This window comes from Pseudomonas sp. B21-054 (assembly GCF_026016345.1).
In the GTDB taxonomy this organism is placed as follows: domain Bacteria; phylum Pseudomonadota; class Gammaproteobacteria; order Pseudomonadales; family Pseudomonadaceae; genus Aquipseudomonas.
The window spans coordinates 2,921,641-2,942,514 of record NZ_CP087204.1 but is presented as its reverse complement, the minus strand read 5'-3'; the positions used below and the strand labels follow the sequence as shown (position 1 = coordinate 2,942,514).

Below are 20,874 nucleotides of genomic sequence, written 5' to 3'. Positions count from 1 at the left end.
GGATGAATCGTCCAACCCGCGCACGGCCTGTCACGCGCCATCGACGCCTGGCCTGGTGGATGTTGGCCGGTTTGATCTTGCCTTCCATCGCCCATGCCCAGCTGCCGACTTATGAGCTGAGCATGCGCGACGGGCATTTCATCCCGCCGCTGTTGGAGGTCCCGGCCGGCCAGCGTTTCAAGATCGTGCTGAAGAATATCGGTGAAGGCCCTGCGGAATTCGAAAGCACGCCCCTGCGGGTCGAAAAAGTGCTGTCGCCCGGCGTCACCACCTTTGTCGTGATCCACCCGCTGCAGCCTGGGCACTATCCGTTTTTCGATGAATTCAATCCGCAACTGCCCGAGGGCGGCATCCTCGCCCAGTAATCGTCCAGCAGGAGGCGTTTGCATGACTCAATCGATGTTTATTGTCTGGCGCGAAAGCGTCGAGGCGTTGTTGGTGATCGGGATTCTCCAGGCCTGGGTCAGCCGACAGCCACAGGCCAGCCAGCTGCTGCGCTACATCTGGAGCGGCGCACTGCTCGGCTTGCTGTTGTCGGGCGTATTGGCCGGTTTGATCCTGCTGGCCGGCGAAGCCATGAGCGGCAGCGCCAATGAATGGTTCCAGGCTTCGTTGGCGTTGATCGCGAGTCTGTTGATCATGCAAATGGTCGGCTGGATGCACCGCAACGCGGGGACACTGAAGCAGGACCTGTCGCGCCAAGCCGACCAGCGCCTGGACCGCCAGGGTGGCCTGGGCCTGATGGTGCTGGCATTGCTGGCGGTCAGCCGCGAAGGCAGTGAAACCGTGGTCTTCCTGTACGGCGCCGGCGCCCGCTTGCAAGGGCCGTCACTGGGCCTGTTCGCCGTGGGTGCAATCGCTGGCCTGGTGCTGGCGCTGTTGACCGTTTCCTTGTTGCACGGCAGTCGGCGGTTCATCTCCTGGCCGCGTTTCTTCGCCATCAGCGAAGCGATCCTGCTGCTGTTGGGTGCGGCGTTGCTGGTCAGCGGCATCGAGCGGGTCGGCGGGCAATTGCTCGCGATGGATTGGCCCGAGCCGGTATACCGCGGCATCGGCGATGCACTGTGGAACAGCAGCGCGATGCTGGACGACGGCCACGGCCTGGGCGGTTTCCTCGCCGATTTCGCCGGGTATCGCGCCAGCCCCAGCGCGCTGACGCTGCTGGTGTGGATAGGCTATTGGCTGACCGTCGCTGGATGGCTGCGGCCACGCAAGGCGGAAAACCTGCCATGCCCCACCTGAACCCCTGGCTCCAGCGCCTGGGCGACGGCATGCGGCGCCACGGCGCAACCATTCGTGCCGTGCAATGGGCGGTGGTGCTGTTCTACGCGGTGCTGCTGGTGATACCCGCCCTCTTGCCATTGCCCAGCAGTCAGGCGCACCTGTTCGACAACCTCACGCTGCTGGCGCAGTTCCTGTTCTGGGGCCTATGGTGGCCGTTCGTGTTGCTCTCGATCGTGCTGTTCGGTCGGCTCTGGTGTGGCGTGCTGTGCCCCGAAGGCGCCTTGAGTGAATGGGCCAGTCGCTACGGCAAAGGCCTGGGTGTGCCAAGAAGCGTGCGCTGGGCCGGCTGGCCGACCCTGGCGTTCTGCCTGACGACGATTTATGGCCAGCTCATCAGCGTCTACGACTATGCCCAGGCGGCGCTACTGATCCTGGGTGGCTCGACCGTCGCGGCAGTGATCGTTGGCCTGCTGTTCGCCCGTGGCAAGCGAGTGTGGTGCCGTTATCTGTGCCCGGTCAGTGGCGTCTTCTCCCTCCTCGCCCGCCTGGCACCGATGCACTTTCAAGTAGACGAACAACGCTGGCTGGAAAACCCTGCGCCGCGTCGCCCCGCACCCAACTGCGCGCCCTTGCTGGACATCCGCCGAATGCGCGGCGCCGCCGATTGCCACGCCTGTGGTCGCTGCAGCGGCCAGCGCGATGCGGTGCGCCTGATCGCCCGCTCCAGCAACCAGGAAATCCTTCAGTCAACGCCCACCACGCTCTCGCCCTGGGATGTGCGCCTGCTGCTGTTCGGCGTCATCGGCCTGGCCATGGGGGCCTTTCAATGGACCGTCAGCCCCTGGTTCATCGCCCTGAAGCAGGCACTGGCCCAATGGCTGGTGGCACACGACCTGCTCTGGCCGCTGCAAGATAATGCGCCCTGGTGGTTACTGACACACTACCCGCAACTCAATGACAGCTTCAGCTGGCTCGATGGCTTTTGCATCGTCGCCTATTTGGGCATGAGTGCCCTACTGCTGGGGACTTCGCTGATGCTGCTGATGCGTCTGGCAGCACGACTCGCGGGCAGTCCCACAGAATATTTGCCCCTAGCCATCACCCTGACGCCCCTTGGCGGTGCGGGACTGTTCCTCGGCCTGTCGGCCACCACCGTCAAGTTGCTGCGCTATGAAGGGCTGTTGCTGGAATGGGTGCAGCCGGCTCGGGCCGGGCTGTTGGTGGCGGCGATGGCCTGGAGCCTGTGGCTGGGTTGGAGGCGCCTGGAGCAGATGGCGCCATCGCCCGTTCAGCGACTGGCTGTCATGGCCTGCCTGATAGTGGCCAGCGGTTTGGTGGGGTATGGGTGGTGGTTGCAGTTTTGGGGGTGGTGACACGCCAAACCTGTGGGAGCGAGCTTGCTCGCGATGACGCCGGCACAGCCAACATCACTGCAGCTGACCCACCGCTATCGCGAGCAAGCTCGCTCCCACAGGGGTTTGGCGGGCAGCCACTCAAACCTGCGACGCCTCAACTGCGCAACACGAACGAAGGGAACAACTCGCGCATCGCTGCCCAAAGCTCCGGTTGCAAGGCGTGTGCCGAGACACTGGAAAGATGCGGGTCGAGCATCCGCGCCGTGCGCACCAGTTGCACGGCAAACCGGGTGACGCCCCGCTCGCTCAAGCGTCGGGCCAGGGTCAGCAGGCGTTCGGGGTTGAACAGATGCCAGTGCACGGTAGTGCGGCATTCATAGTCCACGCCGCTGGCCAACAGATGGTCGAGGCTGCGCCAGTTGGCAGCGCCGCTGCCTTCGACCCGGGTCACGTCCAGGGCATCTTCGGGCAAGGCCTTGATGTCGAAGCCGACCCAGTCGGCCAGGCCGACCACTTTGGCGAAGGCCGCCGGCTTGATACCGGCGCTGTGCAGGCCGATGCGAAACCCCATCTGCCGCACCTCCTCCATCGCTGGCGCCAGGCCGTCCTGCAAGGTCGGTTCGCCACCGCTGAAAACCACGGCGTCGAGCAGGTCCTGACGACGTTGCAAGAACGCCAAGACCCGACACCACTCCACCTCCTCGCTGCCGCGTGGCGGGATCAGTTGCGGGTTATGGCAATAACGACAACGCCAGGCGCATCCCTGGCAAAACAATACGCACGCCAGTTGGCCCGGATAATCGAGGGTGGTCAGGGGCACCATGCCCCCGACCCGTAGCACTCGACTCATGGACGCCCGGCCGCGCGTTCGGTGAAGTGCACGCGTTCGCGGTGCTCGGACTGCTTGCCCGGGTTGAAGGCTGCCACCGGGCGGTGATAACCCATCACGCGGGTCCAGACTTCGCAACGTTGACGCTGTGCTTGTGGAAGGCTTTGTGATGCATTCATGGGTGAAGCTCCTTGCGGTCGATGGATCGGATCAGTGGACGCTGCCGGCCAACTGCTGTTGCAGCAGCAAGGCCTCGTCGCATTTCGGGCAAAACTCGTGTTCGCCGGCCAGGTAGCCGTGCACCGGGCAGATGGAAAAGGTCGGCGTGATGGTCAGGTACGGCAGGCGGAAACGGCCCAGGGCCTTGCGCACCAGTTGCTTGCAAGCCTGGGTCGAGGAAATCTGCTCGGCCATGTACAGGTGCAACACGGTGCCGCCGGTGTATTTGCATTGCAGTTCATCCTGCAACTCCAGGGCTTCGAATGGATCGTCGGTGAAACCCACCGGCAGCTGCGAAGAGTTGGTGTAGTACGGAGCGACCGGACTGCCGGCCTGCAAGATATCGGGATAGCGCTTGAGGTCTTCCTTGGCGAAACGGTAAGTGGTGCCTTCGGCAGGCGTGGCTTCCAGGTTGTAGAGGTGGCCGGTTTCTTCCTGGAAACGCAGCAGCGTGGCCCGCACGTGATCCAGCAGCTTCAGGGCGAACGCCCGGCCCTGCTCGGTGTGCATGCCCTGCTGGTCGTCGGTGAAATTGCGCAGCATTTCGTGCAGGCCATTCAAGCCGATGGTGGAGAAGTGATTGCGCAGGGTGCCCAGGTAGCGCTTGGTGTAGGGGTACAAACCGGCATCCATGTGATGCTGGATGACCTTGCGCTTGACCTCCAGGCTCTCCATCGCCAGTTCCATCAAGGCATCGAGGCGTTGCAGCAACGCACTGGTGTCGCCTTTGTACAAGTAGCCCAGGCGCGCGCAGTTGATCGTCACCACGCCCAGGGACCCGGTCTGCTCCGCCGAACCGAACAAACCGCCGCCGCGCTTGAGCAGCTCGCGCACGTCCAGTTGCAGGCGACAGCACATCGAGCGCACCTGGTTGGGCTGCATGTCCGAATTGAGGAAGTTCTGGAAATACGGCAGGCCATAACGGGCGGTCATTTCGAACAGCCGGTCGGCGTTCTCGCTGTCCCACGGGAAATCATGGGTGATGTTGTAGGTCGGGATCGGGAAGGTGAACACCCGCCCTTTCGCATCACCGGCCTGCATCACCTCGATGTAGGCGCGGTTGATCAGCTCCATTTCCACTTGCAAATCACCGTAGGCGAACGGCATCTCTTCGCCGCCGATCACCGGGATCTGTTCGCGCAAATCCTCTGGGCAGACCCAATCGAAGGTGAGGTTGGTGAAGGGGGTTTGCGTGCCCCAGCGCGACGGCACGTTGAGGTTATAGATGAACTCCTGCAACGACTGGCGAACCTCGCCATAGCTGAGCTTGTCCTTGCGCACATAGGGCGCCAGGTACGTGTCGAACGAGCTGAACGCCTGGGCCCCGGCCCATTCGTTCTGCAGGGTGCCGAGGAAATTCACCATCTGCCCCAGGGCGCTGCTCAAGTGCTTGGGCGGCCCGGCCTCGACCCGCCCTGGCACGCCGTTGAGGCCTTCGTGCAACAGGGTGCGCAAGGACCAACCGGCACAGTAACCGGCGAGCATGTCCAGGTCGTGGATATGCAGATCGGCCTCGCGGTGCGCCTCGCCGATGGCCTGGCTGTAGACTTCGTCGAGCCAGTAATTGGCGGTGACCTTGCCCGATACGTTGAGGATCAGCCCGCCGAGGGAATAGCCCTGGTTGGCGTTGGCCTGCACACGCCAGTCTTCGCGGTCCAGGTATTCGTTCATCGAAGTGGCGACTTCCACCAGCGTACGACGATCCCGACGCAGGCGTCCGTGTTGCTCGCGATAGACGATGTAGGCGCGCATGGACAGGAAATACCCGGCGTCCATCAGAACGCGCTCGACGCGGTCCTGGATCTGCTCGACGTTCAACCGCGTCTGCCCTTCCAGCCGCGCCAATACCGCCTCAAGCAACCCTTCGGCCTCGGCTTCGGCGTACTCACCAGTGGCCTTGCCGGCGGCGATCAGCGCCTGGCGGATCTTGTCCGCATCAAAGGCGACCACACTGCCATCGCGCTTGTGCAAGCGGTTACACCCTACTGAGATCAACGTGCTCTGCATTTTGGCTCCAGACACTACATATAGGCTTTTTAATTTGTAAAAACACAATATGCAGTGGAGAGTACGGCCAAATGATCGAGTTGCAATTGATCGATATCAAGAATCGGGGGCGACGGCCAACCTGCTTGGAAGGGATCTTCAATGCGCCTTGCACAATGGGGATCTGGGTACGGCCGGGGGAAATAGGTCGGCTGGCAGGCCGTCTTCGCGAGCAAGCTCGCTCCCACAGTTGGATCGGAGTACGACCGCAAGAAATAGGTCGGCTGGCTGGCCGCCTTCGCGAGCAAGCTCGCTCCCACAGTTGGATCGGAGTACGACCGCAAGAAATAGGTCGGCTGGCAGGCCGCCTTCGCGAGCAAGCTCGCTCCCACAGTTGGATCGGAGTACGACCGCAAGAAATAGGTCGGCTGGCAGGCCGCCTTCGCGAGCAAGCTCGCTCCCACAGTTGGATCGGGGTATGACCGTGAGAATCAGGTCGGCTATAAGGCCGCCTCGCGGTGGTCGTTGATTTCGGCGCCCCGTTAACCACGATGGCCGAACGCAGGCATTGTGGAGTGGGCATCCCGGCATGGATGCCGGGATAGCCGCGCTGGGCCATGGATGGCCCTTCGCGGCGGCCCACGGAGCAATGCCTTCGTTCGGGCACACCGAGCCTAGGCGAGGTGCCGAGTGGTGGGGCAAAAGCGCTTTGGTTACTTTCGCGCTTTTTCGAAAGTGACCCGCCGTCAGGGCGGAACCCTAAGTGGCCGTTACCGCAGCAACGGATATGCCCCCGATCTACACGCCCAGAACAGGGCCGCTTCGCGCCCCAGCGGGGATAAATCCCCTCGCCACAAGGCCTCTACGCTTACCCGCCACTCATGTTCATGAACCGCACGATCTGCACTTCCCCACCGGGGCTGAAATCATGCTGCAAGGGCTTGCCTTTGAGTGCCTGCGTTATCGACTGAATAATCGGTCGGTCTTCCAGCGGATAACGCCGCAGCAAACCACGCAAATCGAGAGAGTCCTCCTGCCCCAGGCACAACAGCAAGCGCCCTTCGACAGTCATGCGCACGCGGTTGCAACTGGCGCAGAAGTTGTGGGTGTTGGGGGAAATGAAACCGATCCGGGTATCCGGATGCTGTTCCAAACGCACATAACGCGCCGGCCCGCCGCTGTTTTCGGTGCTGTCCAGCAGCCGGTGATGGCTAGCGATCACAGCCCGGACCTCATCGCTGGAACAGAACGACTCACCCCGGGAACGCCCCACCTCCCCCAACGGCATTTCCTCGATGAAACTGATATCGATGTGTTGGTCGATGGCGTACTGCACAAGCGCCGGGACCTCATCGAAGTTGCGCCCTTTCATCACCACACAGTTGAGTTTGATCCGCTCGAACCCGGCGATCTTCGCCGCTTCAATCCCGGCCAGCACCTGATCGAGGTTGCCGTTACGGGTGATTGCCCGAAAACGCTCCCCGTCCAGGCTGTCGAGGCTGATGTTCATGCGCTTGACCCCGGCCTCGACCAGCGGCTGGGCCAGTCGCCCCAACTGCGAGCCATTGCTGGTCATCACCAGCTCCCGCAGGCCGGGCAGCGCCGCGATCTCGCGACACAACCCAACGATGCCCGGACGGATCAACGGCTCGCCACCGGTCAGGCGAATTTTCTTCACCCCAAGGCCGACAAACAGCCGCGCCAGGCGCTGCAACTCTTCCAGGGTCAAGACTTGCTGACGCGGTAGGAAGGTCATGTTTTTCGCCATGCAATACACACAACGAAAATCACAACGATCGGTCACCGACATCCGCAAATAATCGATCTGGCGCCCAAATCCGTCCTGCAACACCGCGTTCATGAAGATCTCCCGGTTGAGCCAGCGCTCACTGCACCAGCGGCGAGTCGGCGCCCTGAAGGTGAATGCCGCGAATATCCGCCGCACCGATCAGGGTTTGCAGGTACTGCACCAGCGCCTTTTGCCAGACGCCCTGCTGCAACTGCGTACGAATCGCTGTCGCCACGGCCTCATACGGCAACGGCTGGCCATCGATGCGCTGGTCGACGCTGATCACATGCCAGCCGTAGCGACTTTCCAGCGGCTTGCCCGCAAGGCCCGCCGGCAGGGTGAACAACTGGCGCTCCAATTCAGGCACGGTCTGGCCCTTGCTGATCTGCCCCAACGACCCGCCCTGCTCCTTGGACGGACACGCCGAATACTTCAGCGCCAACTCGGCGAAGCTGCCGGGAAACTGATCGAGCCGCTCCAGCAGCAACTCGGCCTGGACATGGGCCAGGCTGCGGGCCTCGGCATCGTCCGGCGCGCATTCGAGCAGGATGTGCCGCACCGCCAGCAACGGTGCGCTATGGAAGCGCGCCCGATTGTTCTCGTAGTAACGCAGGCAGGTGGCCTCGTCACATTGCGGCACCTGTACCTCACGCTCGAGCAGCAACCGCGTGGCCGCCTCTTCTTCGTTTTCCCCGGCGCCAACGTGCAACGCCAGGCCCAGCTCGGCGATGCGTTGTTGAAGCAATTCCCTAATCACCAGGGCCCGTGCCGCCTGGTAGACCGCATCCTCGCGGCTTTGCGCCGGGTGGTATTGCAGCTCCTGGGCCATCGCCTGCGGGGTGATCGACACCCCGTTGACGCTGATGATCGGCCACTCCTGCTCACTGCTGGCAATCAACTCTGGCGCTTGATCTTCCACCATAGGCCCGGCCTGGGCCGGCTCGAATTGCACCGCCCCGGCCGGTTCGAGCTTATCGATGGACGCCATTACCGGTGCCGCTTTTGCCGAAGAACCACAACCGCCGCTACCGCCACCACTACCGCCACATCCGCATCCACTCGCCATGATCTTCTCCTCAGAACTTCTGCCGAACGATTTGATAACGACGTCCCAGGTACCAGACCGGCGCACTGACGATGTGCACCAGACGAGTGAACGGGAACAACACGAACAAGGTCAGGCCCAGCACCACATGGAGCTTGTAGACCAAGCCCACCGGCGCCATCGACGTGGCCGCTTCCACCGGCCGCAACAGCACAGTGTTCTGGGCCCAGTCGGCCAGCATCACCATCACCGAGCCGTCCATATGGGCGGTGGATGCGACGATGGTCATCAGCCCCAGCACCAGTTGCACCAGCAACACCACCAACACGAGGATGTCCGAGACATTGGAGGTGGCGCGCACCCGTGGGTCGGTCAGGCGGCGGTTGAGCAGCATCACCAGGCCGATCAGGCCCAGCACGCCGAAAAACCCACCGGAGACCATCGCCAGCAACTGCTTGTTCTCAGTGCTCAGCACATGGTGGTAGATCGCCGACGGCGTCAGCAGGCCGACGAAGTGCCCGGCCAACACGAACAGCACACCGACGTGGAAAAGGTTGCTCGCCACGCGCATGCCGCGATTGCTCAGCATCTGGCTGGAACCGGCCTTCCAGGTGTACTGGGACAGGTCGAACCGCGCCCAACTGCCGATCAGGCAAATCGCCAAGGCGACATAGGGGTAGACCCCGAACAACAACAGATCCCATTTAGACATTACCCACCTCCCCGGCCGGCGCTGCGGCCAACCCTTCATGCTGAAAATCCACCCAGTGCAACGGCACCGCACTTTCGTCCCGCGCCTTGCCTGGCGCGCTGGGCAGTGAACTGCAACGGTCCTGTTGTTCGGCCTTCATGAAATCCACCTGCTCTTCTTCCCAGATCTTGTCCAGGGCTTCGAGGGAGTCATCCCGTGGCTCGGCCTTCACTTGCTCGCGCAACTCGGCCACCGCCACCTGGGGTTCGGCCCCGGCGATTTGCAACAAGGCCCGGAAGCAACTGGCGTAGACGCTTTCACGCTCGTCCAGGCGCGCCGCGAGCAGGGCCAGCAGGTGCGCCACATCCGCCAGGCCCTCGCGGGCCTCGATGTCTTCGCGGGTGGAGAGAAACTCCAGGTACAACGGGATGTAGTCTGGCAACTCTTTGACGCCGATGGCGAAACCGGCCTCTTCGTACTGCGCCATCATGTCCACCATGGCCTGGCCCCGGTCGCGGGACTCGCCGTGGACATGTTCGAACAGCAGCAGCGACAGCGAACGGCCCCGGCCGAACAGCGCACCGTAGTGCTCTTGGCCGTCCATCAGGTCCTTGCCGCAGATCACCTCCAGCAACTCGAACAGCCCGGCGCGCTGCTGGGGACTGATTTCCCGTGCTTGCGCAATGGCCTGCTCCAGCTCGTCGCGACCGGCCACCAGGGTCTCGGTCGGATAATCGAGCAGCAACGAAATCACCTTGAGAATGCGCATGTTCATTCCTCCCACAACTGCACGGTTTTGATCACGTCGCGGCGGTTGGCCTTCTTGCCACCGAACATGTTGGTGTCGGAACTGCCGCTGCAACCGCTGCCGAAACTGAAACCACAACCGGAGCGTTCGGCGAACGCGTCGCTCATGGCGTCTTCGCGGTGGGCACTCGGTACCACGAAACGGTCTTCGTAGTTGGCGATGGCCAGGTAGCGGTACATCTCTTCCACCTGGTTCACGCTCAAGCCGACGTCGGCCAGCACTTGCAGGTCCTGGACGCCGTCGACCTGCTCGGAACGTTTATAGGCACGCATCGCCAGCAAGCGTTTGAGCGCAAGCTTGACCGGTTTTTCATCACCGGCGGTGAGCATGTTCGCCAGGTAGCGCAGCGGGATACGCAGGCTGTCGACGTCCGGAATCACCCCGTTCATGCCCACGGTGCCAGCCGTGGCAGCGTTCTGGATCGGCGACAGTGGCGGCACGTACCAGACCATTGGCAAGGTGCGGTATTCCGGGTGCAGCGGCAGTGCGAGTTTCCAGTCCACGGCCATTTTGTAGACCGGCGAACGTTGCGCCGAATCGATCACCGACTGCGGCACGCCATCGGCCAGGGCTTGGCGAATCACTGCCGGGTCGTTGGGGTCGAGGAAAATCTCCAGTTGCTTCTCGTACAGGTCCTTCTCATCGGCGGTGCTTGCCACTTCGCTGATGCGGTCGGCGTCATACAGCAGCACACCGAGGTAACGGATCCGGCCAACGCAGGTTTCAGCGCAGACGGTCGGCATCCCGGCTTCGATACGCGGATAGCAGAAGATGCATTTTTCCGACTTACCGCTTTTCCAGTTGAAATAGATCTTCTTGTACGGGCAGCCGCTGATGCACATGCGCCAGCCGCGGCACTTCTCCTGGTCGATCAGGACGATGCCGTCCTCTTCGCGCTTGTAGATCGCCCCGCTCGGGCACGATGCCGCGCACGCCGGGTTCAGGCAGTGCTCGCACAGGCGCGGCAGGTACATCATGAAAGTGTTTTCGTACTCGCCGTAGATGTCCGCCTGGATCTTGTCGAAGTTCTTGTCCTTGCGCCGCTTGGCGAATTCGGTACCGAGGATTTCCTCCCAGTTCGGGCCCCATTCGATTTTCTGCATGCGCTTGCCAGATACCAGCGAACGCGGCCGCGCGGTGGGTTGATGCTCGCCCAGTGGCGCGGTGTGCAGGTGCTGGTAGTCGAAGTCGAACGGTTCGTAGTAATCGTCCAGGCTGGGCAGGTCCGGGTTGGCGAAGATGTTCGCCAACACGCGGAACTTGCCACCGATGCGCGGATTGATCGAACCGTCAGCGTTGCGGATCCAGCCGCCCTTCCACTTGTCCTGGTTTTCCCACTCCTTGGGGTAGCCGATGCCTGGCTTGGACTCAACGTTGTTGAACCAGGCGTACTCCATGCCTTCGCGGCTGGTCCAGACGTTCTTGCAGGTGATCGAGCAGGTGTGGCAGCCGATGCATTTGTCCAGGTTCAGGACCATGCCGATTTGTGAGCGAATTTTCATCTCAGTTCTCCTCGATATCAGTCGGCAGTGGACGCGGCAAATCATCGCCACTGGAACCGTCGAGCCAATCGACCTTGGACATCTTGCGCACCACGACGAACTCGTCGCGGTTGCATCCGACCGTGCCGTAATAGTTGAAACCGTAGGCCTGCTGGGCGTAGCCACCGATCATGTGGGTGGGCTTGAGCACCACGCGGGTCACCGAGTTGTGGTGGCCGCCACGGGTCTTGGTGGTTTCCGAACCTGGCACGTTCACGATCCGTTCCTGGGCGTGATACATCATCACCATGCCTTCCTTGACCCGTTGGCTGACCACCGCACGGGCGGTCAGCGCGCCGTTGACGTTGAAGCATTCGATCCAGTCGTTGTCCTCGATACCGGCGCGCTTGGCGTCGATTTCCGAGAGCCAGACAATCGGTCCGCCACGGCTCAAGGTGAGCATCAGCAGGTTGTCGCTGTAGGTGCTGTGGATGCCCCACTTCTGGTGCGGGGTGATCCAGTTCAGGACGATCTCGGTCTCGCCATTGCTGCGCTTACCCTTCACGCCGGCGATGGTGCGGGTGTTAACCGGTGGCCGGTAGCTCATCAGCTGTTCGCCGAACGCCTGCATCCACGGGTGATCCTGATAGAACTGCTGGCGACCGGTGATGGTGCGCCATGGAATCGCCTCGTGAACGTTGGTGTAGCCGGCGTTGTAGCTGACGTGATCGTCTTCCAGGCCAGACCAGGTCGGGCTGGAAATGATCTTGCGCGGCTGGGCCTGGATGTCGCGGAAACGAATGGCCTCGTGCTCCTTGGAGACGGCCAGGTGGCTGTGGTCGATGCCGGTGAATTCCGACAGCGCCGCCCAGGCTTTCACCGCGACATGGCCGTTGGTTTCCGGCGCCAGGGACAGGATCACTTCGGCGGCGTCGATGGCGCTGTCGATCTTCGGCCGGCCTTGGCTGATGCCGGCCTCGACTTCCTTGTGGTTCAGTTCGCCGAGGAATTTCACTTCAGTCTCGGTGTTCCAGTTGATGCCCTTGCCGCCATTGCCGAGCTTCTCGAGCATTGGGCCCAGGGAGGTGAACTGCTTGTAGATGTTCGGGTAGTCGCGCTCCACCACCTGCAGGTTCGGTGCGTTCTTGCCCGGGACCGGCGCCACACCGGCGCTTTTCCAGTCGGTGCCGCCAAAGGGTTGGGCCAGCTCGCCGACGCTGTCATGCATCAACGGCACGGTGACCAGGTCTTTCTCGACACCCAGGTGCCCGACCGACATGGCGGAAAACGCCTTGGCGATGCCTTTGTAGATTTCCCAGTCCGAACGCGACTCCCAGGCCGGATCGATGGCGGCCGACAGTGGGTGGATGAACGGGTGCATGTCCGAGGTGTTCATGTCGTCTTTTTCGTACCAGGTCGCGGTCGGCAAGACGATGTCGGAATACACGCAAGTCGAGGACATGCGGAAATCCAGGGTGGTCACCAGGTCGAGCTTGCCAATGGCGCCTTCGTCGACCCATTCGGCTTCGGTAGGCTTGCACTCGGTGCTATGGCCGATGTCTTCGTTCATCACGCCGTTCTTGGTGCCCAGCAGGTACTTGAGCATGTACTCGTGGCCCTTGCCCGAGGAGCCCAGCAGGTTGGAGCGCCAGATGAACATGTTGCGTGGGAAGTTCACCGGGCTGTCCGGCTGTTCGCAGGCAAAGCGCAGGGAACCGTCCTGCAGCGACTTGACCACGTAGTCCTTGGGCTCCAGGCCCGCGGCGGCGGCATCGCGGCAGATGTGCAGCGGGTTGGTGTTGAGTTGCGGCGCGCTCGGCAACCAGCCGGCGCGTTCGGCACGGATGTTGTAGTCCAGGGCGTGCTCGGGGAACTGCGATTTGTCGGCCAGGGGCGAGAGCACATCGTGCATGCTCATCTTCTCGTGGCGCCATTGCGAACTGTGCCCATAGAAGAAGCTGGTGCCGTTCATCTGCCGTGGCGGACGGTTCCAGTCCAGGCCAAAGGCCAGGGGCAGCCAGCCGCACTGCGGACGGAGTTTTTCCTGGCCCACATAGTGAGCCCAGCCGCCACCGGTCTGGCCGACGCAACCGCAGAGCATGAGCATGTTGATCAGCCCGCGGTAGTTCATGTCCATGTGGTACCAGTGGTTCATCGCCGCACCGACGATGATCATCGAGCGTCCACGGGTCTTGTCGGCGTTATCGGCGAACTCGCGGGCGATCTGGATCGCCTTCTCGCGGCTCACACCGGTGATCTGCTCCTGCCAGGCCGGGGTGCCGGGCACCGAGGCGTCGTCGTAGTCCTTGGCGACGTTGGCGCCACCCAGGCCACGGTCGATGGCCAGGTTGGCCGCCGACAGGTCGAACACGGTGGCGACTTTCGCCACACTGCCGTCGGCCAGCACCACGCTGTGCACCGGCACCCGCCGGAACTGCACCGCGTCACCGGCCACATGCTGGAAGTACTCCTGGGCTTCGCCGGCGAAGTACGGGAAGGCCACTTCGGCGACGTCGCCGCCGATCAGGCTCAACTTGAGGTCGATCTCACGTCCCTCGCCACCTTCGCGCGGCAGGATGTTCCACTTGCCCTTCTCACCCCAGCGATAGCCGATGGAGCCCTGGGGCGAGACCAGTTCGCCACTGGCATCCAGGGCGATGGTTTTCCATTCCGGGTTGTTCTCTTGGCCGAGGTTGTCGGTCAAGTCACTGGCCCGCAGGAAACGGTCCGGCTGGTAACCCGCACCCGGCGCCGCGCCAAGCATCGGCTTGAGCATCACCAGCACCGGCAGGTCGGTGTAGCGCTTGGCGTACTCGGTGAAATAGGCGCTGGGCTTATCCAGGTGGAATTCTTTGAAGATCACATGGTTGAAAGCCTGGGCCAGCGCGGCGTCGGTGCCCTGCTTGGGGTTGAGCCACAGGTCGGTGAGCTTGGCGACTTCCGAATAGTCCGGGGTGATCGCCACGGTCTTGGTGCCCTTGTAGCGCACCTCGGTGAAGAAGTGGGCGTCAGGGGTACGGGTCTGCGGGACGTTGGAGCCCCAGGCAATGATGTAGTTGGAGTTGTACCAGTCGGCCGATTCCGGCACGTCGGTCTGCTCGCCCCACACCATTGGCGAGGCCGGTGGCAAGTCGCAGTACCAGTCATAGAAGCTCAGGCACACGCCACCGATCAGCGACAGGTAACGCGAGCCGGCGGCATAGCTGACCATCGACATGGCCGGGATCGGCGAGAAGCCGACCACCCGGTCCGGGCCGTGCGTCTTGACGGTGTAGACGTTGGCAGCGGCAATGATCTCGTTGACTTCTTCCCAGTTGGAACGAATGAAGCCGCCCATGCCGCGCTTGCTCTTGTACGAGTCGGCCTTGGCCTTGTTCTCGACGATGCTGGCCCAGGCTTCGACAGGCGGCAGGGTCTGCCGGGCTTCGCGCCACAGCTTGAGCAACGGCTTGCGGATCTTCGGGTACTTGAGTCGGTTGGCGCTGTAGATGTACCAGCTGTAGCTGGCACCACGCGGGCAGCCCCGTGGTTCGTGGTTGGGCAGGTCATTGCGGGTGCGCGGGTAGTCGGTCTGCTGGGTTTCCCAGGTGATCAGACCATTCTTGACGTAGATTTTCCACGAGCACGAACCGGTGCAGTTCACCCCATGGGTGGAACGCACGATCTTGTCGTACTGCCAGCGGGAACGGTAGACGTTTTCCCAGTCGCGGGACTCCTTGCGGGTCTCGCCATGGCCGTCTGAAAACTCGCCTTGCTTGCGGTTGAAGAACCGCAGTTGATCCAGTAAATGACTCACAGTGTCTTCCTCTCAGGCTTGCTCCGCGGGGTCTGCGCCCCGCCCACGCAATAGTTGAATTCGTCTTAGCAGGGTGTCGCCGCGCCTTTGCGGGCGTACCACCACCAGGTCACCACGATGCAGCTCAGGTAGAAGCCGACGAACATGTAGAAGGCCATCTCCGGGCCGCCCGTCAGGGCCATCGAAGTGCCGAATGATTTAGGAATGAAGAACGCACCGAAGGCGCCCATGGCCGAGCTGAAACCCAGCACCGCCGCCGACTCCTTGCCCGCGTCCTTGATCGCTTGCTCGCGCACCTCGGGCTTTTTCCCCAGGGCGGCTTTTTCATGCAGGGTGCGGAAGATCACCGGGATCATGCGGAAGGTCGAACCGTTGCCCACGCCGGTGGTGATGAACAGCAGCATGAACATGCCCAGGAAGCCGTAGAAACTGCCGCCCTGGCCGCCTTGTGGCAGGAAGTGCAAGACGCCGAACACCATCACGATCATCAGCACGAAGTTCCACAACGTGACCTTCGCGCCACCAAGCTTGTCCGCCAGCCAACCACCCAACGGCCGCACAAGCGCACCGACCAGCGGGCCGAGGAAGGCGAATTTCAGCGCAATGACTTCCGGGAACGAGGTTTTGATCAGCAGTGGAAACGCCGCGGAGAAACCGATGAACGAACCGAAGGTCGCCAGGTACAACCAGCACATCAGCCAGTTGTGCTTGCGCTTGAAAATCACCGCCTGCTCGCTGAACGAAGCCCGGGCGCTGGACAGATCGTTCATGCCGAACCAGGCAATCAGGGTCACCGCCAGGATGAACGGCACCCAGATGAAACCGGCGTTCTGCAGCCACAGCGAGCTGCCATCAGCCAATACCTGTGGCTGGCCGCCCATGAAGCCGAACACGCCGAAAGAGATCACCAGCGGCACGCTGAACTGCATCACCGACACGCCCAGGTTACCCAGCCCGGCGTTCAGGCCCAGGGCCGTGCCTTGCTGGGACTTGGGGTAGAAGAAGCTGATATTGGACATGCTCGAGGCGAAGTTGCCGCCGCCAAAGCCGCAGAGCAACGCGATCAGCACGAACACGTTGTAGGGCGTGGTCGAGTCCTGTACGGCGAAGCCCATCCACAGCGCCGGCACCAGCAGCGACGCTGTGCTCAGGGCCGTCCAACGCCGACCGCCGAAGATCGGCACCATGAACGAATAGAAGATGCGCAAGGTGGCACCCGACAACCCCGGCAAGGCCGCCAGCCAGAACAGCTGGTCAGTGGTGAAGCTGAAGCCGATGGCGTTGAGGCGCACGATCACCGTGCTCCAGACCATCCATACCGCGAAGGCCAACAGCAGCGCAGGAATCGAGATCCACAGGTTGCGCCGGGCGGTCAGCTTGCCGCTGCTGCCCCAGAATGCGGGGTCTTCCGGACGCCAGTCATGAATGACCGGGCCTTTTTCAGGCGTTTGCAGAACGGACATGTTCTTCTCCTTGGGCAATGCTGGAAAACGGGGATTGGCTGGCCGGCGACTGTTTACCCAGCAGCGGGCGTTTGCGCATTTCGCTGAAGTACATCCAGGCCAGGGAGACCCAGACCACGCCGTACATCAACATGAAGCAGGACGAGCGCACGCCAGTGAGGTCCACCAGGGCGCCGAACATGATCGGCAGCACGAACCCGCCCAGGCCGCCGGCCAGGCCGACGATGCCGGACACCGCGCCCATGTTTTTCGGGTAGTCGTTGGCGATGTACTTGAAGACCGAGGCCTTGCCGAACGCGAAGGCGATGCCCATTACGAACAGCAGCACGGTGAACAGCGTGGCGTTGAGGCCGATGTGAAAATCGACGATGCCGTTGACGGTCTGCACTTGCAGTTGAGTCTGGGGATAGGACAGCAGGAACAGGCAGATCCAGCTTACCCACAACACCCACCAGGTCACGCTCTGGGCGCCCCAGCGGTCGGACATCCAGCCACCGACGGCCCGCAGCACGCCGCCTGGCAGGGAGAAACACGCCGCGAGCAACGCCGCGCTTTGCAGGCTGAAGCCATATTCCTGCACGTAGTACTTGGTCATCCACAAGGCCAGGGCCACGTAGCCGCCGAACACGATCGAGTAGTACTGGCAGTAGCGCCACACGGCCGGTTCTTTCAGGGCTTGGAGTTGCTCGCGCAACGTGGCGCCGCCAGTACCGCTGTGCTCCTTTTTCTCGCTGGTGAGGAACCAGAACAGCAGCGCGGTGATGAACAGGATGGCGCTGAACACCTTGGGCACCAGGTGCCAGGAGCCGAACGCGATCAGCGCCGGGGCCAGGAACTTGGTCACCGCCGCACCCGCGTTGCCTGCGCCGAATACGCCCATGGCAAAACCCTGGTTCTGCTTATCGAACCATTTGGCGACGTAGGCGATGCCCACCGAGAACGAGCCGCCGGCCAGGCCGACGAACAAGCCCAGCACCAGGAACTGCCAGAAGGCCGTGGCCAGGGTGATCAGGTACAGCGGCAACACACAGGTCAGCATCAGCAGGAAGAACACGATCCGTCCGCCAAAGCGGTCGGTCAAAAGCCCCAGGGGCAAACGCACCAGTGAACCGGTCAGCACCGGCGTGGCCGCCAGCAGGCCGAACTGGGTCTCGTTGAGGGCCAGCAGTTCCTTGATCGGAACGCCGAGCACGGCAAACATCATCCAGACCATGAAGCACACGGTGAAGGCCAGGGTACTCATCCCTAGTACCAGCCCTTGTTGCACTTGCGCTCGCATTACGATGCACTCCGTCAGTTCGATGAGCGCAGCCTAGTGATGCGAACCCCGCAAAAACTTGACCTGGGTCAACGTGCGCCGGGGTGGTAGTGGCCTATGCTTGGCCCATCTACCTCTAAGGAGGTAGATCCAGACACTGATGAAACCCTTTGTTTATCAGTGTCTTGAACAAGTCTGCCGAAGCTTTTATCGAAATGGAGCGGCCGACAACTCTTTAGAGGTAGTGCGCACAGGATCGGCCGCTACACCCCAGATCCAGGCGTCGCCCATGTTCGGGTTCCAGATTTTCTTGCCAGGCCAGCCGCGATGATGGGCTGGCTGCGCAGTTCCCTGCCCGCTCGCGCCGGGCTGGCGGTGATCCTCATCGCCATCCTGGCCCTCGCCAGTTCCTTGAGCGCCGGGTTGATCGCCTGGTTCAGCCAGGGCGACGCCGCGGCCATCAACACCGCCGGCTCCGTGCGCATGGAGACCTACCACCTGAGCTGGAAACTGGCGGCCGGTGCCACCGACGAACTCCCCGCAATCATCGACAGTCTGCAAAAGCGCCTCGACAGCCCTGCCTTGCGCGCCGTGCTGGAAGACGGGCCTACGACGTCCCTGCACCAGAGCTATCAGAACCTGGTGCAACGCTGGAACCAGACCTTGCGCCCGGCCGTCGAGCGCGGCGACGGGCCATTTTTCCAGGCCAGCGCCAACTCCTTCGTCGACCAACTGGACCAGTTCGTCACCCTGCTGCAACGCCAGAGCGAACACAAACAGGGCTGGCAACAGACGATCCAGGGCATGGCGCTGTTCAGCACCATGATCATCCTGCTGATCGGCCTATATGAACTGCAGTACGGCGTGGTCACGCCCTTGCAGGAATTGGTGATCGCTACCCAGCGTTTTCGTCGTGGCGAATTCCAGGTGCGGGTCAATCATCAGTCCGAGGATGAGCTGGGCCAACTGGCGACGAGCTTCAACGCCATGGCCGAGACCATCGAGCAGTCCCATCGCACACTCGAAAGCCAGGTCCAGCAAAAGACCCTGAACCTGCAGCAGGCCAATGCTGCCTTGGAATTGCTGTATCAGAGCAGTCGCAATCTGGCCACGCGACAGGCCAACGCCCAGGGCCTGGATGAGTTGATCCGACGCTTCCAGCAACGACTGCCGGGCCTGCGTCTGTCGCTGTGCCTGCAAGGGCAACTGCAGGCACCGGCCCGCCAACTGCTGGCCATGCACGGGGCCGATAGCCGTGAGGTCTGTGCCAGCAGCGACTGCGCCACGTGCCAGAAACATCATACGGCCCGGCCGCAGACCTTCAGCATCAGTAACCAGGGCAATGACCTGGGTGAGCTCAAGGCGCACTTTGTCGACGGTCATGCGGCACAACCCTGGGAAACCGCACTGATCCAGGCCCTGGCGAACCTGATCGGCACCTCGCTGTCCCTCAAGCGCCAGCGCGAACAGGACCATCGCCTGCTGCTGCTCGACGAGCGCACCATCATCGCCCGCGAGCTGCATGACTCCCTGGCCCAGGCCTTGTCGTACATGAAGCTGCAAGTCAGCCGCATGCAGACCCTGATGCGTCGGGGCGAACCGGTGCAGACCCTCGAAACAGTGACCGGTGAACTGCGTGAAGGGCTGAACAATGCTTATCGCCAGTTGCGCGAACTGCTCACCACCTTCCGTTTGCAGATCCACGACGACGGCCTGGTCGAGGAACTCAAGGACACCGCCGAAGAGTTCTCCAACCGCGGGGATTTCAAGGTGCATCTGTTCGTCGACACCCTGGCCTTCGAATTGTCGGCCAGCGAGCAGATCCACATCCTGCAGATCACCCGTGAGGCCCTGTCCAACTGCCTGCGCCATGCCCACGCCGAGAACGCCTGGCTCGAACTGCGCCAGGAAGGCGAGACCGTAAGACTGTCGATCGAAGACGACGGCCGGGGTTTCAGCGGCGAGGTGGACACGCGCGAACATCATGGCCTGAACATCATGAACGAACGGGCCCGCAGCCTGCGTGGCCAGTTCCAGATTCTCTCCCGAACACCCCAGGGCACCCGTATCCAGGTGCATTTCCAACCGGAATTCCTGGGTCAACACACTGAAGGCCTCGCCACATGAACGCCACTCTGCGCCATACCCTGCTACTGGTCGACGATCACCCGATGATGCGTCGCGGGATCCGTCAGATGCTGGAACTCGAAGACGACCTGCAGATCGTCGGCGAAGCGAGCCACGGCGAAGAAGCCCTGACGCTGATCGAGCCGCTCAAGCCCGACCTGGTGCTGCTGGACAACAACATGCCGCAGATGAACGGCATCGAGACCCTGCGCCGGCTGCGCGCCATGCATTACACCGGCAAAGTGCTGCTGTTCACCGTGTCCGATGCCGAGGACGACATCCGCGATGCCCTGCGCCTGGACGCCAATGGATACCTGCTCAAGGACATGGAGCCGGAATTGCTGATCCAGTACATCCGCGACGCCCTCAACGGCGCCCTGGTGATCAGCCCCGGCCTGACCCGCGTCATGGCCCAGGCCCTGCGCTCCCCGCCCCGCCAGACCGATGTGGAACTGACCGAGCGCGAGCGCCAGGTACTCAAGACCATCGCCGGGGGCTACAGCAACAAGGTCATCGGGCACAAACTGGGCATCACCGAGGGCACGGTCAAGGTGCATGTGAAGAATTTGCTGCACAAGCTCGGCTTGCGTTCACGGGTGGAGGCGGCGGTGTGGGCGATGGAGCACTTGCGGGGGGCCGGCTAGATCAACCCAACACACTCCCCCTGTGGGAGCGAGCTTGCTCGCGATAGCGGTGGATCAGCTTGCAGCGGTGTCGACTGTGCCGCCGTCATCGCGAGCAAGCTCGCTCCCACAGGTTTTGCGTTCACCTGAAGATATCGGCGCACAAGCTATCCCTCTTCA

At 62.3% G+C, this 20,874-nt stretch carries 16 protein-coding genes; 5 read left to right on the top strand and 11 right to left on the bottom strand.

Annotation, left to right across the window (positions count from 1 at the left end):
* Positions 1–2 precede the first annotated feature (2 nt).
* The 3 genes from LOY70_RS13275 to LOY70_RS13265 are packed head-to-tail and all read left to right on the top strand — an operon-like array spanning position 3 to position 2,597.
* Entirely contained in the window at positions 3–365 is a 363-nt protein-coding gene (locus LOY70_RS13275) for a cupredoxin domain-containing protein (protein WP_265037348.1), read from the top strand.
* Between the two features lie 22 nt (positions 366–387).
* Entirely contained in the window at positions 388–1,242 is an 855-nt protein-coding gene (locus LOY70_RS13270) for an FTR1 family iron permease (protein ID WP_265037346.1), read from the top strand.
* On the top strand, positions 1,230–2,597 hold the full coding sequence (locus tag LOY70_RS13265) for a 4Fe-4S binding protein (RefSeq protein WP_265037344.1): 1,368 nt from the start codon (positions 1,230–1,232) through the stop codon (positions 2,595–2,597). Before LOY70_RS13270 ends, LOY70_RS13265 begins: the two co-directional genes overlap by 13 nt.
* 136 nt (positions 2,598–2,733) lie before the next feature.
* Here LOY70_RS13265 and LOY70_RS13260 read toward each other — a convergent pair whose 3' ends face one another.
* The 11 genes from LOY70_RS13260 to LOY70_RS13210 all read right to left on the bottom strand — a co-directional run bounded on the left by LOY70_RS13260 (position 2,734) and on the right by LOY70_RS13210 (position 17,965).
* Positions 2,734–3,429: an anaerobic ribonucleoside-triphosphate reductase activating protein gene (locus LOY70_RS13260; protein ID WP_265037342.1), complete on the bottom strand. Its 696-nt coding sequence runs from the start codon at positions 3,427–3,429 to the stop codon at positions 2,734–2,736.
* Positions 3,426–3,587 (bottom strand): anaerobic ribonucleoside-triphosphate reductase, encoded by a 162-nt coding sequence (gene nrdD / locus LOY70_RS13255; protein WP_003202433.1) that lies wholly within the window; start codon positions 3,585–3,587, stop codon positions 3,426–3,428. The genes LOY70_RS13260 and nrdD overlap by 4 nt, the downstream gene beginning before the upstream one ends.
* Before the next feature lie 31 nt (positions 3,588–3,618).
* Positions 3,619–5,634: a ribonucleoside triphosphate reductase gene (locus LOY70_RS13250; RefSeq protein WP_265037334.1), complete on the bottom strand. Its 2,016-nt coding sequence runs from the start codon at positions 5,632–5,634 to the stop codon at positions 3,619–3,621.
* 847 nt (positions 5,635–6,481) lie between these two features.
* The gene (moaA, locus tag LOY70_RS13245; RefSeq protein ID WP_265037332.1) at positions 6,482–7,474 is read right to left on the bottom strand and encodes a GTP 3',8-cyclase MoaA; all 993 of its coding nucleotides are present in this window, start codon (positions 7,472–7,474) and stop codon (positions 6,482–6,484) included.
* A 25-nt stretch (positions 7,475–7,499) separates the two neighbouring features.
* Complete coding sequence (locus tag LOY70_RS13240) at positions 7,500–8,468, bottom strand: peptidylprolyl isomerase (RefSeq protein ID WP_265037330.1); 969 nt, start codon at positions 8,466–8,468, stop codon at positions 7,500–7,502.
* 10 nt (positions 8,469–8,478) lie between these two features.
* Positions 8,479–9,159, bottom strand: a complete 681-nt coding sequence (gene narI / locus LOY70_RS13235) for a respiratory nitrate reductase subunit gamma (protein WP_265037328.1) — start codon at positions 9,157–9,159, stop codon at positions 8,479–8,481.
* Positions 9,152–9,907 (bottom strand): nitrate reductase molybdenum cofactor assembly chaperone, encoded by a 756-nt coding sequence (narJ, locus tag LOY70_RS13230; RefSeq protein WP_025213362.1) that lies wholly within the window; start codon positions 9,905–9,907, stop codon positions 9,152–9,154. The genes narI and narJ overlap by 8 nt, the downstream gene beginning before the upstream one ends.
* 2 nt (positions 9,908–9,909) lie before the next feature.
* Positions 9,910–11,448, bottom strand: coding sequence for a nitrate reductase subunit beta (narH, locus tag LOY70_RS13225; RefSeq protein ID WP_265037323.1), 1,539 nt, complete (start codon positions 11,446–11,448; stop codon positions 9,910–9,912).
* Position 11,449: 1 nt separating this feature from the next.
* Positions 11,450–15,223, bottom strand: a complete 3,774-nt coding sequence (locus LOY70_RS13220) for a nitrate reductase subunit alpha (protein WP_265037322.1) — start codon at positions 15,221–15,223, stop codon at positions 11,450–11,452.
* 65 nt (positions 15,224–15,288) lie between these two features.
* Positions 15,289–16,686 (bottom strand): NarK family nitrate/nitrite MFS transporter, encoded by a 1,398-nt coding sequence (locus LOY70_RS13215; RefSeq protein WP_265037320.1) that lies wholly within the window; start codon positions 16,684–16,686, stop codon positions 15,289–15,291.
* Entirely contained in the window at positions 16,664–17,965 is a 1,302-nt protein-coding gene (locus tag LOY70_RS13210; protein ID WP_265037318.1) for an MFS transporter, read from the bottom strand. The genes LOY70_RS13215 and LOY70_RS13210 overlap by 23 nt, the downstream gene beginning before the upstream one ends.
* Before the next feature lie 306 nt (positions 17,966–18,271).
* Here LOY70_RS13210 and LOY70_RS13205 point away from each other — a divergent pair, with 306 nt between their 5' ends.
* Complete coding sequence (locus tag LOY70_RS13205; protein WP_265037316.1) at positions 18,272–20,071, top strand: HAMP domain-containing protein; 1,800 nt, start codon at positions 18,272–18,274, stop codon at positions 20,069–20,071.
* Positions 20,068–20,715: a two-component system response regulator NarL gene (gene narL / locus LOY70_RS13200; RefSeq protein ID WP_265037314.1), complete on the top strand. Its 648-nt coding sequence runs from the start codon at positions 20,068–20,070 to the stop codon at positions 20,713–20,715. The genes LOY70_RS13205 and narL overlap by 4 nt, the downstream gene beginning before the upstream one ends.
* Positions 20,716–20,874: the final 159 nt, after the last annotated feature.

Bases quoted from the DNA above. Each gene is read 5' to 3' on its own strand.
- LOY70_RS13275 (WP_265037348.1), top strand. From the start codon at position 3: ATGAATCGTCCAACCCGCGCACGGCCTGTCACGCGCCATCGACGCCTG.
- LOY70_RS13270 (WP_265037346.1), top strand. From the start codon at position 388: ATGACTCAATCGATGTTTATTGTCTGGCGCGAAAGCGTCGAGGCGTTG.
- LOY70_RS13265 (WP_265037344.1), top strand. From the start codon at position 1,230: ATGCCCCACCTGAACCCCTGGCTCCAGCGCCTGGGCGACGGCATGCGG.
- LOY70_RS13260 (WP_265037342.1), bottom strand. From the start codon at position 3,429: ATGAGTCGAGTGCTACGGGTCGGGGGCATGGTGCCCCTGACCACCCTC.
- nrdD (WP_003202433.1), bottom strand. From the start codon at position 3,587: ATGAATGCATCACAAAGCCTTCCACAAGCACAGCGTCAACGTTGCGAA.
- LOY70_RS13250 (WP_265037334.1), bottom strand. From the start codon at position 5,634: ATGCAGAGCACGTTGATCTCAGTAGGGTGTAACCGCTTGCACAAGCGC.
- moaA (WP_265037332.1), bottom strand. From the start codon at position 7,474: ATGAACGCGGTGTTGCAGGACGGATTTGGGCGCCAGATCGATTATTTG.
- LOY70_RS13240 (WP_265037330.1), bottom strand. From the start codon at position 8,468: ATGGCGAGTGGATGCGGATGTGGCGGTAGTGGTGGCGGTAGCGGCGGT.
- narI (WP_265037328.1), bottom strand. From the start codon at position 9,159: ATGTCTAAATGGGATCTGTTGTTGTTCGGGGTCTACCCCTATGTCGCC.
- narJ (WP_025213362.1), bottom strand. From the start codon at position 9,907: ATGCGCATTCTCAAGGTGATTTCGTTGCTGCTCGATTATCCGACCGAG.
- narH (WP_265037323.1), bottom strand. From the start codon at position 11,448: ATGAAAATTCGCTCACAAATCGGCATGGTCCTGAACCTGGACAAATGC.
- LOY70_RS13215 (WP_265037320.1), bottom strand. From the start codon at position 16,686: ATGTCCGTTCTGCAAACGCCTGAAAAAGGCCCGGTCATTCATGACTGG.
- LOY70_RS13210 (WP_265037318.1), bottom strand. From the start codon at position 17,965: ATGCGAGCGCAAGTGCAACAAGGGCTGGTACTAGGGATGAGTACCCTG.
- LOY70_RS13205 (WP_265037316.1), top strand. From the start codon at position 18,272: ATGATGGGCTGGCTGCGCAGTTCCCTGCCCGCTCGCGCCGGGCTGGCG.
- narL (WP_265037314.1), top strand. From the start codon at position 20,068: ATGAACGCCACTCTGCGCCATACCCTGCTACTGGTCGACGATCACCCG.